13 protein-coding genes and 3 pseudogenes are annotated in these 13,219 nt (G+C 37.3%); 3 read left to right on the forward strand and 13 right to left on the reverse strand.

The window, feature by feature from the left end; all coding sequences use genetic code 11:
* Positions 1-269: 269 nt before the first annotated feature.
* The 7 genes from HUE98_RS16395 to HUE98_RS16425 form a co-directional block, all read right to left on the reverse strand.
* Entirely contained in the window at positions 270-1,346 is a 1,077-nt protein-coding gene (locus HUE98_RS16395) for a HigA family addiction module antitoxin (protein WP_241421663.1), read from the reverse strand.
* Entirely contained in the window at positions 1,324-1,665 is a 342-nt protein-coding gene (locus HUE98_RS16400) for a hypothetical protein (RefSeq protein ID WP_241421664.1), read from the reverse strand. The genes HUE98_RS16395 and HUE98_RS16400 overlap by 23 nt, the downstream gene beginning before the upstream one ends.
* Before the next feature lie 629 nt (positions 1,666-2,294).
* Positions 2,295-2,513 (reverse strand): hypothetical protein, encoded by a 219-nt coding sequence (locus HUE98_RS16405; protein ID WP_241421665.1) that lies wholly within the window; start codon positions 2,511-2,513, stop codon positions 2,295-2,297.
* A gap of 471 nt (positions 2,514-2,984) precedes the next feature.
* The gene (locus HUE98_RS16410; RefSeq protein WP_241421666.1) at positions 2,985-3,962 is read right to left on the reverse strand and encodes an Rpn family recombination-promoting nuclease/putative transposase; all 978 of its coding nucleotides are present in this window, start codon (positions 3,960-3,962) and stop codon (positions 2,985-2,987) included.
* 358 nt (positions 3,963-4,320) lie between these two features.
* Positions 4,321-4,911, reverse strand: coding sequence for a DUF6036 family nucleotidyltransferase (locus HUE98_RS16415; protein ID WP_241421667.1), 591 nt, complete (start codon positions 4,909-4,911; stop codon positions 4,321-4,323).
* On the reverse strand, positions 4,911-5,114 hold the full coding sequence (locus tag HUE98_RS16420; RefSeq protein WP_241421668.1) for a hypothetical protein: 204 nt from the start codon (positions 5,112-5,114) through the stop codon (positions 4,911-4,913). Before HUE98_RS16420 ends, HUE98_RS16415 begins: the two co-directional genes overlap by 1 nt.
* Positions 5,115-5,542: 428 nt before the next feature.
* A complete protein-coding gene (locus tag HUE98_RS16425) occupies positions 5,543-6,283 on the reverse strand; it encodes a transposase (RefSeq protein WP_241421669.1) in 741 nt (246 codons plus the stop codon).
* 416 nt (positions 6,284-6,699) lie between these two features.
* On the opposite strand from HUE98_RS16425, the gene HUE98_RS16430 reads away from it, so the two are divergent.
* The gene (locus tag HUE98_RS16430; protein ID WP_241423605.1) at positions 6,700-6,846 is read left to right on the forward strand and encodes a hypothetical protein; all 147 of its coding nucleotides are present in this window, start codon (positions 6,700-6,702) and stop codon (positions 6,844-6,846) included.
* On the opposite strand, the pseudogene HUE98_RS16435 reads toward HUE98_RS16430, so the two are convergent.
* From HUE98_RS16435 to HUE98_RS16455, 5 genes and pseudogenes are all read right to left on the reverse strand, one after another.
* Positions 6,799-7,044 (reverse strand): annotated as a pseudogene (locus HUE98_RS16435) (reverse transcriptase N-terminal domain-containing protein); the annotation flags it as partial. The gene HUE98_RS16430 and the pseudogene HUE98_RS16435 sit on opposite strands and share 48 nt — an antisense overlap.
* A 698-nt stretch (positions 7,045-7,742) precedes the next feature.
* Positions 7,743-8,012 carry a helix-turn-helix transcriptional regulator gene (locus HUE98_RS16440; protein WP_241421670.1) on the reverse strand — a complete coding sequence of 90 codons (270 nt, stop codon included), beginning with the start codon at positions 8,010-8,012 and terminating at the stop codon, positions 7,743-7,745.
* Positions 8,009-8,362, reverse strand: a complete 354-nt coding sequence (locus tag HUE98_RS16445) for a type II toxin-antitoxin system RelE/ParE family toxin (protein ID WP_241421671.1) — start codon at positions 8,360-8,362, stop codon at positions 8,009-8,011. Before HUE98_RS16445 ends, HUE98_RS16440 begins: the two co-directional genes overlap by 4 nt.
* Before the next feature lie 270 nt (positions 8,363-8,632).
* Positions 8,633-9,622, reverse strand: a pseudogene (galE, locus tag HUE98_RS16450) (UDP-glucose 4-epimerase GalE).
* A 74-nt stretch (positions 9,623-9,696) separates the two neighbouring features.
* A pseudogene (locus HUE98_RS16455) lies at positions 9,697-10,521 on the reverse strand (nucleotide sugar dehydrogenase); the annotation flags it as partial.
* A 68-nt stretch (positions 10,522-10,589) separates the two neighbouring features.
* Between HUE98_RS16455 and HUE98_RS16460 the strand changes: the two are divergent.
* Positions 10,590-10,751, forward strand: a complete 162-nt coding sequence (locus tag HUE98_RS16460) for a hypothetical protein (RefSeq protein WP_241421672.1) — start codon at positions 10,590-10,592, stop codon at positions 10,749-10,751.
* A gap of 7 nt (positions 10,752-10,758) precedes the next feature.
* Here the strand turns inward: HUE98_RS16460 and HUE98_RS16465 are convergent, their stop codons facing one another.
* Positions 10,759-11,889, reverse strand: coding sequence for a YecA family protein (locus HUE98_RS16465; protein WP_241421673.1), 1,131 nt, complete (start codon positions 11,887-11,889; stop codon positions 10,759-10,761).
* 625 nt (positions 11,890-12,514) lie between these two features.
* On the opposite strand from HUE98_RS16465, the gene HUE98_RS16470 reads away from it, so the two are divergent.
* Positions 12,515-13,189: a hypothetical protein gene (locus HUE98_RS16470; RefSeq protein ID WP_241421674.1), complete on the forward strand. Its 675-nt coding sequence runs from the start codon at positions 12,515-12,517 to the stop codon at positions 13,187-13,189.
* Positions 13,190-13,219 lie beyond the last annotated feature (30 nt).

The raw sequence follows: 13,219 nt of genomic DNA on the forward strand, positions 1-13,219 counted from the left end.
CAATGTTTTTATCTCCCAACAGGTATTGAGCTTATACAAACTCAGCAAAACTTCCATAACCTATTTTACCGGACTGATTTCTGTTAAATAAACCTCTCGAATTCTTCAAGAGGTTTATTTAACAGAAAATACTTTAGTGCTTTAAAGTTCTGGGGGCCCCGAAAGGGAGATTCTGGAAATTGCCAGGGGCAAGGGCCGGAAGCTCCCGGGCAGACCCAATAGGAATATTATGGAAATTGCCGGAGGCAAGAGCCGGAATCTTCCGGACACTAGTTTATTATTTCAAAAGATGGTCTTAAGTCACTATAAAATTCATATTTAAGCAGCCCCTCATGAAGTAATCTCCCAACAAGTATACAAGGAGCTATTCCTATTTCATGAGCGTAATCTATTATTTGCTCTTTATTAGTGTAATCGTATTCTTTTTTAAACCTTTCATATTGTTCATTGGAAATCAAGTAATCGCTAGCCTTCTTATCAGCTTCATCTTCCTTCCAATGGTTTTCATAACTAACACGTGACTCTTTTTTAGAATGATTAATTAAATGGGCCAGTTCATGGAAAAAAGTAAACCAAAAAATATCTGCTCGTTTTCCCCTAACGCTTAATGCTAAAATAACCTTATTCCTTCTCCAAACTGTAGCCCCACACACATACGACTTTGGAAGAGACTTGACAAGGACTAGTGCGACACCACAATCAGCACAAAGCTTTTGCATTTCTGGATAGAAATCTTCCGGTTCTTTCATTGTTAACTCTCTAAACCTAGGAATAAAGCTTTTAAGCTTTTTTTGATCAAATTTTTCTACCTCTACTAATGTTCCCTCCAATACAGCTTTTCTAAGCCAAGCTGCTACAGCTATATCCGAGATATCTTTAATAGGCTTTTGTTTTCGGAACATAGCATTAACTGATTTATCAACTGCTTTTAAGCTGGCCACACCAAAAAACTCTCTTGAGTTTTTTACCCGAAAATTACGGTTTTGAGTACTTTCTACCCATCTAAAATCACTCATCTGTTTGTAGGGTATTTTCTTAAGTATTTCCAGGTCAGCCTTAAACTCTTCATCTTTTTTCAATCTTGCTTTATGCAGTTGATAATTTGTTTCTAAATTCATCCAAAAATGAGCTTTGGGCCCCAACACTGTTTCCAGCTTTAAAGCTGTATCATAGGTAATAGGATCATGACCATTAACTATGTTGCTTAAATGTTTTGGTGTTATTTCAAGCCTCATTGCGAGTTCTTTCTGATTCATCCCCAAGTATTTCATGTTCTCTTTAATAGTTTCCCCAGGAGGAATCGCAACCGTAGGAAGAAATTGATTACCTTCTTTTTTGTTTACCATGGTAATCTGTCACCTCCTCAATCCTAACAATGTGAATGCTTTGTAGTTCATTTACTTTTACATCACCCTCGGTTATAGGAGTAAATGCTAATCTATACGGGTGAACTAAATCTACAGAATATTCATTAGCTCTAGTACCTTCTAATTCGTGCAACCTTGCTGATAGAATATACTTAATATCAAGCAAACTGGTTGCCGCAATAAGTTCTCCAACTCTTTGAGTCAATAAAACCCCCATTCTCAGCCCATAATCTTTTTGTGCTCTTCTGGGGTCTTCACATTGTTTTTTGATTTTTTTATTTGTAAATCTCACTTCCATTATATATTACCATTCCCCATGTGTCAATTTTCAATAACCCAATAGGTTAATTTTTTTCAATATTGCTCAATATTTTTGCAAAAAAAATAGTTTAATTTAATCGTATACGAGAATGGATTTTTTTTCAAGAAAGTTTTCAATACTACAACCATACTACTTAGATTTACAGCAAACTATTTCTGCTAAGCTAAAAAGCCCCGTAGTTTATCCTCAAGAACTTGTCTATTAAAAATGTTGTAACTAATTTAACTAAGGTATGTACATAAAACTATTTTACCAGACTGATTTCTGTAAAAATAACCTCTTGAATTCTTCAAGAGGTTATTTTTACAGAAAATACTTTAGTGCTTTAAAGTTGTGGGGGACTGGGCCCCTTTTGGGAGATTCTGGAAGCTTGTCTGGAAGAATCTCCGGGCAATAAGTAAATGACTCATATCGGTTAAGTTCGGTAATCAATATTCAATTACAGCAAAAATTTGGCCCAGTCCCCTGACCCCGGGAGGGGGTTTCTGAAAATTGCCAGGGGCAAGGGCCGGAAACCCCCGGGCAATTTTTCTTGAGTGGCTCACTTTTTCATCAGCAGAATGTGTGTTTTTGGCTCACTATCAGTTTCGCATAGGCAATTTAACTTAAAAAGGTAATTTTATATCATCCATTTCATCTAAGTTTTTTATGTCTCCGAAACAATTTTTATTTTCTAAGGATTCATTATTCTCAGGAACCAGTTCCTCTATTTCTTCATATAACTCTTCATGTTTTTTATTTCTTTCCGCCTTAAACTCATCAAGCATTTTTTTTGCTGCTAATCTAACTTTTTCTGACTGATTGCTTAAGTGTTTTTCCAACATTAACCTATTATTTTCGATAAATTAGAATATTTATATAATGAATATATTCTATTAACATCCATAATCTCGTTTCGTTTTTCTAAAGGTATCTTAGAACACTTTTTGCATATTTTTTTTGAATGTCCCTTTCCAGAAAACTTTTCATTGGGAAGTATCCTTTTACATATTTTGCAATAATGTCCTCTATATCTCTTTTTCTTAGCCATCTATCAATTTGCTCCATTATTATTATTGGTATCAGACTGCCTTATAAAAACACAAAACGCTTTAGCGCTTTAAAGTTGTGGGGGACTGACCCCTTTTGGGAGATTCTGGAAGCTTGTCTGGAAGAATCTCCGGGCATCCTTTTGGAGTTTTTCGACTTGGTCGAAAAACTCTACAAATTCTAATTTAGAGAATTGTCTCATATTACTAGGGAAGTTACCATACACCGACTTATTGGGCGCTTACATTACAGGAAACCTTCACAAGTTATCTAAGCTTTTCTATTACTTCCTTAGAGAGCCCAGTATATTTTGTTATTTTTTCAATGTTTTCACCTTCAGAAAGCATCTGTTTTGCTACTTTTTGCATTCCTTTTTCTATTCCCTTTTGCATTCCTTTTTCTATTCCTTGTTCTATTCCTTGTTTTTCAGCTTCTTGCCAGGATTTTTTTAAGACCCTTTCTACATTGGAAATCATTTCTTCCACCTCCTCAGGTCGAGTCTTTCCCAGAATAACGGTAATTTCATCTTTCTTTTCTGAGGATACACCACCACGAGTTAAAATATTCTCTGCCCAAGCAGTAAATAATCTATATTCTTCAGCTTCCATTTTCTTTATAGTTACCAGTAATTTTTTCAAGCGCTCAATAACTTCTTCTAGATCTTTAGCCTGATCTAGTAAAAATACTGCTCCCATCAGGCTGGAAAGTTCAAGCAATTCTTCTTGGTCATAGGATGAAACACTAATTAGATTATAGCGAAAATCCAACACGTGCTCTACAAAAAGTTCAAAACTGTCCAGTGTTTCCTTGAAGTTAAGTGGAACATTCCATGTTTCTTGACCGTTGTAAAGAACTATTGGAACTATAACAGGCAATCGAAAACCCTTACGCTCCGCTTCTTTTTGAGAAATATTTTTAAATATATCCCGCCAAATTTCTGTCATATATAGCAGTAATCGGTAAGGTATAAGGAAATCTACTGTAGACTGCAGCTCCATGAGCACGTAAAATATAACATCTTTTTCTTTTAGTCTGGCACGGTAGATTAAGTCTGCTTCTTTGTTCTGGAAATCCTGCAGTATAAAGGATTTATCAATCCTTACCAGATTAGTTTCGTCAACCTGTTCAGCCCAACCTGTTTTAATAAAACTTCTGATAAGCTGTATAAAAGCTTTTTTGCTAGACAACAGATATTTATAGCCAGTATCGTGGGGCATGTGTATCTGTTCTCGATCACTTGGCATGAATAAATACTCTCCTATAATTTCTTTATCTTATTATACCACGGTAACTCTCTGTAAAAAAGTAGTTTAAAAGTAAATATATAATAAGTAATTTTTTTAAATTATGGCAACCATTATAAACAGAAAAAACAAATGTGTCAAACCAATAGGTAATGGTAGCTTACATAAAAAATACTTTAGTGCTTTAAAGTTGTGGGGGACTGTCCCCGAGAGGGAGATTCTGGAAATTGCCGGGGCAAGAGCCGGAAACTCCCGGGCATCAACGTGGAACGGCACCAACCAAACCGACAAGGGCCGGGCAATAAAAAACAGCCTTTGGGATGATTCTGGAAAAATGACCGAAATATTATGCTGGTATTTATATTTTATCAAGCTCAGTAAGCCATTTATTTAGCTCGTCTACTTCTAGCTTTGTTTCCGCTCCTCCGCCTATGTTCATCATATAATCTAAGTCTATTTTATCAAAAAAGCGAAAAAGCACTTTCATGCCCCACTCTTTAGATTCATGTTCATTCCAATATAAAAAGGCACGAAGTCTATCCATAATAATATCTTCATAGGATATAACATAGACATATAAGTTATCGGTTTCGTTTATATTAATTTTATTTACTTTACCATAAGATCCTGCAAGCTCATCATCTGGAAATTCAATCGCTAGATCTAATTCATTATAAACTAAATGTCTTCCCTCTATCTTAAACCCAATCTTTTGTAGTAACTGGATTACTTTGTTCCTTTTATTAGTTATAACATCTAAGTCTCGAGTTGAATAACTTCTATCTGTATATATTTCAACAGAAAAACCGCCAACAATAATTGGCTTCACACTCTCCACTTCTAACAACTTGGTAATAATAGCCATAGCGTAAAGCATGGTATTATACTTGTCGTCAGGGTTAAGACGTTTTAGTTCCTTTATAGCCCATTCCAAATATTTAATTTTCATTATTTTCTTTTAAAACCAGCAAGAATTTTGGTTTCGCCTGGGTCTCTTGGTCTTTTACGCCCTGAACTATAATTTGGTTGAGATCTAACAAAAGTGCTAATTCGTATATCTTTTGCAACAACCTCAGGCGAATTGCTCTTCTTTTTAATTTCGTTTAAATTAATTTTTCTCATAAAAATCACCTTATTATTTTTATTTATCATATCCTCCGCTAGCTCAATTTCAGTTAACCTTCAATATACCTGCAGTTGCCCTAACAACACCTTTTCGTTTCACTCGTTTCGTCCTCTTGATAGTTATTTTATTTTTATCATGAGTAAATTATACCAAATCACCGGGCTTAATTTTGGCAATCTTTAACAATTAGCCAATCACTATTCTACCATTTTTTCCTACTCTTTTTTTCATTGGTAACATAAATAATACCTCCAAATAAAATACTGTCTCTTTAAGTATATCATAGAAAAATAATTATATAAAACACCTTTAGTCATATAAGATACAATATGTTTTAGCAATTTAACCTAGTTTAAATTAACTTACATAAACCTATTTTACCAGACTGATTTTCTATTAAATTACCCTCTTGAAGAATTCAAGAGGGTAATTTAATAGAAAATACTTTAGTGCTTTAAAGTCGTGGGGGACTGACCCCTTTTGGGAGATTCTGGAAGCTTGTCTGGAAGAATCTCCGGGCACTGGATGTACGACAGACATACTTAATTCCTTTTTCTTCTAAGTATAAAAAGAAATCTCTTGAGGGATATCCCCTATCAAAAAGTATGAGATCATTTTTTAATCCCAACTGTTCTAATTTCTCAATCAGTTGGAGGGCTATCTCTCTTTCGCCAGTAGTATATTTTGTAATTATCGAAGTAATCATCATATCGTTTTCTATGTCGTATATACAAGATGCCTTTGCCCGTGCAAGTTTTACCGTTTTACCTCCTTCAACATAACCAAAGGCGTCCCTCAGGCGTTGTGAATTATTAATTTCTAAGATTGAGGCATCAATGGCAGATAGCCGATATCCTTTAAATGTCTTATAATCTTCGTCTCCATAATACCAGCTTGTTATAGCATCAGCCATTATTATAAAGGCTGTGGGGGAAATTTTTTGTCTTGCTTGGGAATATGCTTGTTTTGTAATACTCTCTTCATCTCCTTTGATAGCTTTTAAGTATGAGTCTAATTCCAACTGAAGAGTCTTTTTTACAAAGTTTAGCTGAAACAAAATGAGGCTTTTAAAATCCATTTTACAGTTGGCAGCACGAGTAAAATACGTTTGCTTCATACGTGTTTCACACATAAATATATTATCATCAATAAGTAATTTTGTAATAGATAATGCTTCTAAAAATTTTTTTATCATTCATCATCCCCACTATCAATTTGATATACCAAAAAATGGTATCCAAGTCGATTATGGGGGAATTTTAGCAGTGTCAAGTGTTTTTTACTATTATTGGGTGCTTTTTCTATATTTTTTTTCGATTGCTTCTTATTGATAATCTCAATTACCTATTTATGGTAGCATAGCCTGATGACATTGGGACTGTCCCCGGGAGGGAGATTCTGGAAGTTGCCAGGGGCAAGGGCCGGAAGCTCCCGGGCATCCCCGGGAGGGAGATTCTGGAAATTGCCGGGGCAAGGGCCGGAATCTACCGGGCATGTATTTAAAGAATTGTTTCCTGCTCCTACCCGAACCAATTAAAAACTTTCTTTTACAAAAATACTTTAGTGCTTTAAAGTTATGGGGGACTGTCCCCGGGAGGGAGATTCTGGAAATTGCCAAGGGCAAGGGCCGGAAGCTCCGGGCAGTGGGGGACTGTCCCCGAGAGGGAGATTCTGGAAGTTGCCAGGGGCAAGGGCCGGAAGCTCCCGGGCACCAGCTGTCTTTTTCCCTTTGTTGATTTGCGTGATTTTTCTTATTGATACTAGCAAAGCTGATTTACTATGCATCAATAGCCTCTGTAGTTCTCTAACCTTGCGTTTATTTCCAAAACTTTCGGCACGGAATATTCGTTGTTGCAATTTTTCTACATATCTGTTAACATGAACCCAATTGATTTGTTTCCATGTTTTAGTATCGTCAGGTAATGTGGACTTCATTTTTAATGAAGTATTTCTCATCTGTTACCTTCCTTTGGAATTATTGCTTTCCGCTTTATTCCGTGTTGTACACCAGTTAGAATTCAGCACCCTTTCAAGTGTGTCATTTGACACTATCTGCCCAGTTATTTCTTATTCCTGTTGGTTTGCACCACAGCAGCATTTGCTTTTTCTAACGTTCCTTTACCCTCTAGAGAATTGTATCTTCCTTGCGGTTGACCTACCATTAATATGGACTCTATAGGGCTTACCAAGTTTGACTTCCATTAGTTGCGGACGGGTTAGGTCTATTCAGTACGCCGACAGATATGTGGGTAGTTACACATGCACATGAAAAGTTGCATTTTCCTATCTGTAATACAATAGCAAAGCGTATCCTATCTATTGCTGCCCCTAACGACGCTTAATCATAGACCATACCACCCTTTCCCTTGCCCTTAACCATCTCGGATACTTAATAGTCAATTAGGCTTTTCCTCATGCAACCCACCCCAGAATTACTTCTGACGCAGTTTCGGATGGGAATGTCTTTACTACTAAGACAGCAGATATATCTGCACTAATGTTTCTCAAGAAGAAGTCACTTCTTGTCGCACTTTCACGTGGGGCTCTTTCATCCCCTTCTCTATGCCGGTTTATCCCGGCGCTTCGGACTGACCCCTTTTGGGGATTTTTGGTAGGGCTCGCCCCTTCCGAAATTGCCCGTGCCCGAGCAACTGTTAGTTAAATTTAACTTGAAGTTCTTTTCCTAATGCATGAGCTATCTTACTTAGCAACTCAATACTTGGATTATATTCACCGCTTTCCAAGCGAGATATTGCAGATTGTTTGGTTCCGATTTTTTCAGCTAATTCTTTTTGACTTAGCCCTTGCTCAATCCTAAACTTAATTAGTTCTCTTTTAATATCATAAATAGGTTTTAATTTATCGAATTCTTCTCTAACATCAGGACATTGTAATAATTTATATTTTACTTCTTCGTGGTTCACTTTAGATCACCCCTTTGCAGGTAGTTTTTCATTCTTCTTATAGCAATATTAATGTCTTTCTTAGGTATTTTGGCAGTAGTTTTTCTAAAACCATGCAACAAGATAAATTTACCATTAAAAAAATGAAAATAAAAGATTCGGAAGTTGTTGGAACTATGTTTAATCCTAAGTTCCCATAAACCACCAGAATCTTTAATGCTTTTTATATGAGGGAGGCCAAGTGCAAAACCAAATTCCGATAACAGATCAATTTCTCTAAGAACTTTAGCTTGTTCTTTATGATTAAGACTAGAAATGAAATCGAAAACAGGATGCTTACCTTTTTCTTTATAATATTCAACTATATACACTTTATCACTCCTAGGATACTTCTATTATATAACATATACGTTATAAATGCAAAAAGAAAACTGGGGACGAAATAAGATTAATTTTGATTTGATTTAACATAAACCTATTTTACCGGACTGATTTTTTGTTAAATTAACCTCTTGAATTCTTCAAGAGGTTAATTTAACAAAAAATACTTTAGTGCTTTAAAGTTGTGGGGGACTGACCCGAGAGGGAGATTCTGGAAATTGCCGCAGGGCAAGGGCCGGAAACTCCCGGGCATTCTCCATCTATTCATTGCTTTTTTCAAACCGCCAGGCATCTCTGACCATCTCATTTATCCCGCGCTTTGCTTTCCAACCAAGCTCCTTTTCAGCTTTACCGGCATCAGCATAGCTTGAATCGATGTCTCCCGGCCTACGGCCTACTATTTCATAAGGTATTATAATCCCATTGACACTCTCAAAAGCTTTAACCAGCTCCAGCACCGAAGTCCCTCTGCCTGTCCCAAGATTATAAACATGAACCCCATTATCTAATTTTTCAATGGCAGCCACATGTCCTTTGTCCAGATCAACCACGTGGATGTAATCTCTAACACCGGTTCCGTCCACAGTATCATAATCGTTTCCAAATACGCTTAATTCTTTCAATTTCCCGTTGGCCACCCGGGTCACAAAAGGCATCAGGTTATTGGGAATGCCGTTGGGATCCTCCCCAATCAATCCACTCTCATGAGTACCTACCGGATTGAAATACCGAAGCAGTGATACTGCAAACCCGGGATTGGCCTTTGCAGTATCTGTCAGAATACGTTCACTCATGGCCTTGGTTTCCCCATAGGGATTGGTGGTGGGCAAAAGCTCCATAGTCTCCACAAATGGTACTTCATTCTCACCATATACGGTGGCTGATGAGCTGAATACAAACTTGCCAACACCATATTTCAGACAGGCTCTGCTCAAAACCATGGTACTGACGGTGTTATTATAATAATCCAGAGGCTTCTCTACCGACTCACCCACCGCCTTAAGCCCTGCAAAATGAATCACACCATGAATTTGATGGGTAGAGAACACTTCCTCCACTAAAGCTTCATCTGTCACATCAATCTTATAAAAAAAAACTTCCTTACCTGTTATCTCTTTTACTCTATCTATGGTCTACACCTTACTGTTGCAAAGATTATCCGCAACAATCACCCTGTGCCCCGCTTCCAACAGAGCAACACAGGTATGTGAGCCAATATAACCGGCACCGCCGGTGACTAATATATTCATGAGATAAGATCCCTCCAACTCCTGTTTCTATATGGTTATATACTTCCGGTAAAGCCATATCCCCGGGGCTTTTCCTAATCCCTGCTAAACAAATCCCTGGTATAAACCTTATCCTCTACATCCTTAATTTCATCCGACAGCCTGTTTGCCACAATCACATCTGAAATCTTCTTAAATTCATCAAAGTCTTTAATAACTCTTGAATTATAAAAATCATCTGAATCCAGGGCAGGCTCGTACACCACAACTTCAATACCCTTTGCCTTGATACGCTTCATAACCCCTTGTATAGCTGACTCTCTAAAGTTATCAGAATCCATCTTCATGGTCAGTCTATAAATACCTACTACCTTGGGATGCTTGGCTAATATCCTATCTGAAATATGGTCTTTTCTGGTTCTATTGGCATCCACAATAGCTCCCATTATATTATTAGGTACATCTTCATAATTAGCCAGCAGCTGTTTGGTATCTTTAGGAAGACAATAACCGCCGTATCCAAAGGAAGGATTGTTATAATGGTTACCAATACGGGTATCAAGACATACCCCTTCTACAATTTGCTGAGTGTTTAATCCCCTAACCTCTGCATATGAATCCAGTTCATTAAAAAAAGCTACTCTCATGGCAAGATATGTATTGGCAAATAATTTTATGGCTTCTGCTTCTGTTGAATTGGTAAATAACACATCAATATCCTCTTTAATAGCTCCCTGCACTAAAAGATCCGCAAACTTCTTGGCTCTCTGGGATTGTTCTCCCACAATAATCCGGGTAGGATACAAGTTATCATATAGCGCTTTTCCTTCTCTTAAGAATTCCGGTGAGAAAATAATGTTTTCTGTTTCAAACCTCTCTCTTATCTTTTCTGTATACCCTACCGGCACGGTTGACTTTATTCTTTCACAAAAACACTTTAGCGCTTTAAAGTTGTGGGGGACTGTCCCCGGGAGGGAGATTCTGGAAATTGCCGAAAGGCAAGGGCCGGAAGCTCCCGGGCACTACCGGCACGGTTGACTTTATTCTTTCACAAAAACACTTTAGCGCTTTAAAGTTGTGGGGGACTGTCCCCGGGAGGGAGATTCTGGAAATTGCCGAAAGGCAAGGGCCGGAAGCTCCCGGGCACTAACTAACAACTACTTCCCCAAACAACACTTCTTATATTTCTTCCCGCTGCCACAGGGGCATGGATCATTTCTGCCAACTTTCTTTTTCGTCTTGAAACTGTAAACCTTTGACTCCTGGCTTCCTTTAAACTCAAAAGGCTCTTTAGGCAGAGGTCTTAGATGCGGTTTTTCATACTTCTCGAAAATCTCCTGGGGCGTGTGGCCGTGGTTCTCCCACAGTCTGGTGTGATTTGCCAGATCCATTACCAACTGCATTACTTCGTTTACTTGCTCTTCACTCTTAAAGTTTACATCCCTGTTATTAAAGATGTCAAAAACTTCATTTATTTGAAAGCCAAATTGGCATATTCCCTGGATATCACTGCATATTACTTCAGCTTTATAATCATCACCATCAAGAAGGTTCTCAGCTATATAATCTTTTAAAGCATTGTACTGCTCAGTAACTTCAAAGTATAGTTCATCTTTATATTTTAGAAGCTCTTCTTTCTCCGGGATGTAATAGGGCTTCCCTTTACTTTGCTTTAACTGCTCATCAAAATCACGAAACTCCAGAATTGATTCAGCAACAAAATAGTCTTTATGTATCTCGACGAAGTTATCTTTTAGTTCCTTGAGAGCTTCCTTCATAATATTGCTGACAGCCTGTCCATCAACCTTATCTTCATTTTGTGAGTTGTAAATCTCAACCACCTTATCTTTATGGACTATGCCATACAGGTGAGTTAGAGATATTGCATAGTCTATAACTAGTTGTTTGTTCATAGGTTCTCCTTCTGATGACACTTCTTCAGCAGCTAACCGTATCTTAGCCTCATTAACTGCCATTTCATGGGTCCTCTTATTTTCTAAGTTACTGCTTATCTTAATGAGTTCATTCCTTTTCAGCTTACCAATATAATTATCCACCAGCTCTTGATACTCCTGGTCATTTAGCAAGGATTTATAATAATTAGCCCGGCGAGCTTGCTTGTCTAGTATCTGTCCTATTCTACTATTAGATAGGCAATACTGAGCAGCAATCTCTTTATAGGTCATGCCCTGTAGGAACAGTTTAACCATCTCTTTATTCTTTTTGTTTCCAGTTAAAATATCTGTATTGATACCTTCAAAGGCAGCAAGTTTTTCTTTTTTATTCAATGATTTGGCTCCTCTCAGGCAATAGTTCTCTTACCCCTCATGTCCACACTCATACCTCAAGCAAATCCAACAGCATTACCACTATACCTAGTCACCTCGCCACCTAGCCTTTAGTTACTTCTTTGCTTTTGTTGGGTCGGAGTGTGCATTCGGGGAGGTCTACGGGGCTACTCCTCCTAATTGGAAAAATTTGCCCGGGACAGACCCCTTCTGGGAGATTCTGGAGGCTTGCCCGGAAGAATCTCCCGAGCACTTATGGCGTTTTATCTTTTAGGGTTTAAATGATATGTAGCCTCGGATTTTATGCTTAAAAGATGTCCACAAGCTTGTCGTTAGGGGAAAGTTCACAAGCACTAAAATGGCCGCTCTTAACCAGCGGCCTGCATAAAATTACTTTAATGCTTTAAAGTGCTGTGGGACTGTCCCCGGGAGGGAGATTCTGGAAATTGCCAGGGGCAAGGGCCGGAAGCTCCCGGGCATTTTATATTTTACATAATGTTTGTTGCTGGACTTATTAAAAAATCCTCTTGAACCGCTGGAAGAATCTCCCGGGCAGAAATTACCAGAGCAATTTCTGTAATAGGACAATCCTTCACTCAAATATTTTTAACTAGGGGGTGTCCGTATGTCCGATGAAATATCTCTTTCAGATTTAAATCTTGAAAAAGATATGGAAAAACAAGTTAAAAGTATTATCCTGTTGGTTGACGATAAAGTTGTATCTGAATTTGGACTTAACGGTCCATCAATTGTAAAAATACCTGGAACAACAATTTCAATCGTAAATGAAAAGCAAAAAACAAAACAAAAAACAAAACAAAAAACACAAAAAAATAAAAAGAAACAGCATCCACCGCCAAGCATTAGAAAAAAAATAGAGTCAACTGGCCTTGCACAAGAAATTAAAGATTATATAATCAACGACTTAAAAAATAATATAAATAATTATCATGCCAATGATATTGTAAAAACCTGTCTTGATACAGAGGCTTCAAATCTAAGTATACAATCTCAAAAAGAACTTGTAAATAAATGTATAAAAAACAGATCCTTCATCAAGCAAAATAATTTTGAAGAAAGCTCTACTTTACTTATTAAGGAAGGGAGTATAAACCATGTCTACATTGAAGCCTGGTATAACGGCCTGATAAGAGTCCTCGAAAATACCTGTGAAAAATTGGCTGTGACCAATCAAGTCTATCATTCGCTCAATAAGGAACAAAAACAGGATCTTACCTCGGTATTAAACAAGGTGAAAGTTTGTATTAACAAGGCTGTACTTTTATTGAAAAAGGAATAAAACATAATATGACATACAAAATCTTACCAA

Source organism: Candidatus Contubernalis alkalaceticus, assembly GCF_022558445.1.
Taxonomy (GTDB): domain Bacteria; phylum Bacillota; class Dethiobacteria; order SKNC01; family SKNC01; genus Contubernalis; species Contubernalis alkaliaceticus.

Coding starts and splice junctions, on each gene's coding strand:
- HUE98_RS16395 (WP_241421663.1), bottom strand. CDS start 1,346: ATGGTAAACAAAAAAGAAGGTAATCAATTTCTTCCTACGGTTGCGATT.
- HUE98_RS16400 (WP_241421664.1), bottom strand. CDS start 1,665: ATGGAAGTGAGATTTACAAATAAAAAAATCAAAAAACAATGTGAAGAC.
- HUE98_RS16405 (WP_241421665.1), bottom strand. CDS start 2,513: ATGTTGGAAAAACACTTAAGCAATCAGTCAGAAAAAGTTAGATTAGCA.
- HUE98_RS16410 (WP_241421666.1), bottom strand. CDS start 3,962: ATGCCAAGTGATCGAGAACAGATACACATGCCCCACGATACTGGCTAT.
- HUE98_RS16415 (WP_241421667.1), bottom strand. CDS start 4,911: ATGAAAATTAAATATTTGGAATGGGCTATAAAGGAACTAAAACGTCTT.
- HUE98_RS16420 (WP_241421668.1), bottom strand. CDS start 5,114: ATGATAAATAAAAATAATAAGGTGATTTTTATGAGAAAAATTAATTTA.
- HUE98_RS16425 (WP_241421669.1), bottom strand. CDS start 6,283: ATGATAAAAAAATTTTTAGAAGCATTATCTATTACAAAATTACTTATT.
- HUE98_RS16470 (WP_241421674.1), top strand. CDS start 12,515: ATGTCCGATGAAATATCTCTTTCAGATTTAAATCTTGAAAAAGATATG.